The following is a 2020-nucleotide window of genomic DNA, read 5'->3' on the forward strand; positions in this document are numbered from 1 at the left end:
CCCCGCCGGTGCCCGGCTGGTCACCCTCACCGGCACCGGCGGGGTGGGCAAGACGCGCCTGGCGCTGGCCGCCGCCCACCGCGCCGCCGCCGACGGCGGGCGCTTCCGCGACGGCGCCGTGCTCGTGCAGCTGGCCACCCTCGACGACGCCACCGGCGTGCTGCCCGCCGTGGCCCGCGCCCTGGGCATGGGCCCCGTGGAGGGCCCGGGCACCCGCGACGCCGTCGCCGAGCACCTGCGCCCCCTGCACCTGCTGCTGGTGCTGGACAACCTCGAGCACCTGCTGGACGCCGCGGTCGACGTGGCCGAGCTGGTGCGCACCTGCCCGCACCTGGTGGTGCTGGTCACCAGCCGCGCACCGCTGCGCGTGGCCGGCGAGGTCGAGCACCGCGTCGAGCCGCTGGCCCTGCCCGGCGCCGCCGCCGACGCCCGCGAGGTGCTCTCCTCCGCCGCGGTGACGCTGTTCTGCGCCCGCGCCCGCGACGTCGCGCCCGGCTTCCGCTTCGACCCGGACGACCCGCAGGACGAGCGGGAGCTGCGCGTCGTCGCCGACGTGTGCACCGCCCTGGCCGGCATCCCGCTGGCGCTGGAGCTGGCCGCCGCGCGCGTGCGGGTGCTCGGCCCGCGCGACCTGCTGGCCCGCCTCGACGAGGCCCTCTCCAGCGGCCGGCGCGACCTGCCCGCCCGCCAGCGCACCATGCAGGCCACCCTGGACTGGAGCTGCGGCCTGCTGGACGAGCCCGCGCAGCGGCTCTTCCGCCGCCTCGGCGTCTTCACCGGCGGCTGGACCCTTCCGTTGCTGGAGGCCGTGGAGGGACCGGGCGTGCTGCCGGTGCTGGAGACCCTGGTGGAGCACTCCCTGGTGCGCGTGGAGCACACCGAGGACGGCCTGCGCTTCTCCGTGCTCGAACCCACCCGCCAGCACGCCCGGCGCCTGCTCGGCGACGACGAGCGCGCCGAGGCGACCGCCGCCCACGCCGCCGCCTTCCTCGCCCTGGCCGAGGAGGCCGCGCCGCACTACCAGGGCGCCGAGCAGGTGCAGTGGCTGCGGCGCCTGGAGCGCGAGCACGCCAACGCGCTGGCGGCGGTCGACGCGTGCGTGGCCGCCGGGGACGGCGGGACCGCCGGCAGGCTGGTGTGGGCGCTGTGGCTGTTCTGGTGGATGCACGGGCACCTGGCCGTGGGGCGCCGCGCCGCCGCCGCCGTGGCGGGGGTGGCGGACCTGCCCGAGCCCGTGCGGGTGCGGGTGGACCTGGCGCTGGGCGCGATGCTCTTCGCGCAGGGCGAGCACCACGAGGCCGAGGCGGTGTGGGGGCGCGCCCACGCGCTGAGCCTGGCCACCGGCGACGCGGAGGGCCTGGCGCACGCCGCCGCCGGGCTGGGCATCACGGCCCTGGCGCGCGGGGAGGCCGCCACCGCGGTGCAGCGGCTGGCCGCGGCGCTGCCGCTGGCCGCGGCGCTGCCGGCGACCTCCGACGGGCCGTGGCTGGAGTCGCTGGGCAACGTCTGGCTCGGCACCGCGCTGACCGCCCTGGGCGGCGCGCAGGGCGGGGGAGCGCCGGCGCGCGCCCGCTTCGAGGCCGGTCTGGAGCTCTCCCGCGCCCGCGGCGACCGGCTCACCACGTTCGTCGCGCTGTTCAACCTCGCGCAGGCCGAGGCGCCGCGCGACCCCCGCGCCGCCGAGCGGTTCCTGCACGAGGGCACCGCGCTGTCCGCGCAGGTGGGCGACCTGGCGAACCTGTCGCACTTCCTGGACGCGCTCGTCGTGCTGGGCGCCGGCGGTGGGCCCGCCGAGCCCGACGCGGCCCGGGCGGCGTCGCTGCTGGGGGCGGCGCGCGCCGCCCGCGAGACGGTGGGCGCCGACGTGTACGGCTTCTACGTGCGCGACGACGCGCAGCTGGCCGCCGCCGCCGACCGGCTGCGCGAGCGCCTGGGCGAGCAGCGCTTCGCCGCCGCCGTCGCCGCCGGGCGCGCGCTGCCCGTGCAGGACGTCGTGCGCCTGGCCGTGGGCGGGGGCGGC

The 2020-nt window shown here is 79.7% G+C and carries 1 protein-coding gene; it reads left to right on the plus strand.

Features of this window, described 5'->3' with window-relative positions:
* Positions 1-2020 (plus strand): ATP-binding protein (locus GTR00_RS19805; RefSeq protein WP_166613266.1); only part of this gene is annotated, 2020 nt, incomplete at both ends.

The organism is Kineococcus indalonis (assembly GCF_009906395.1).
In the GTDB taxonomy this organism is placed as follows: domain Bacteria; phylum Actinomycetota; class Actinomycetes; order Actinomycetales; family Kineococcaceae; genus Kineococcus; species Kineococcus indalonis.